Origin of the sequence: Burkholderia alba (assembly GCF_034721475.1) — a bacterium.
GTDB classification, from domain to species: domain Bacteria; phylum Pseudomonadota; class Gammaproteobacteria; order Burkholderiales; family Burkholderiaceae; genus Burkholderia; species Burkholderia alba.
Map to the genome: position 1 here is coordinate 1 of NZ_JAWJWL010000182.1, position 424 is coordinate 424.

Here is a 424-nt window from a genome sequence, read left to right on the forward strand (position 1 = left end):
CGGGTCCCGGGTCATCGTCGACTCCTCTTCAATCCGTGCGATAGGCGCTGGTCAAAAACGGGACCCAATCCCACTGATCGCGCGCGACCCGGTTCCAAACACCACCTCATCACCGAAGCGCAGGGCATCCCGTTCGCGGTCATCCTGACGGGCGCCAACCGACACGATGTCACTCAGCTTCATACACGGGTTGATGCCATCCCGCCAATCGGCGGCAAACGCGGCAGACCACGATCGAAACCGCACGTCGTTCAGGGCGACAGAGGCTACGATCACGACAAATACCGCCGCCCATTACATGCTGCCGGCATGACCACTGAAATAGCGCGGCGCGGCTAGCCCCATGGCAGCGGTCTGGGCAAAACCCGCTGGGTCGTCGAGCGGACCATCTCGTGGCTACATAACTTCCGGCGACTGCGTATCC

1 pseudogene is annotated in these 424 nt (G+C 62.0%); it reads left to right on the forward strand.

Annotated elements, in window-relative coordinates:
- Nucleotides 1-424, forward strand: a pseudogene (locus RZR99_RS33125) (transposase); the annotation flags it as partial.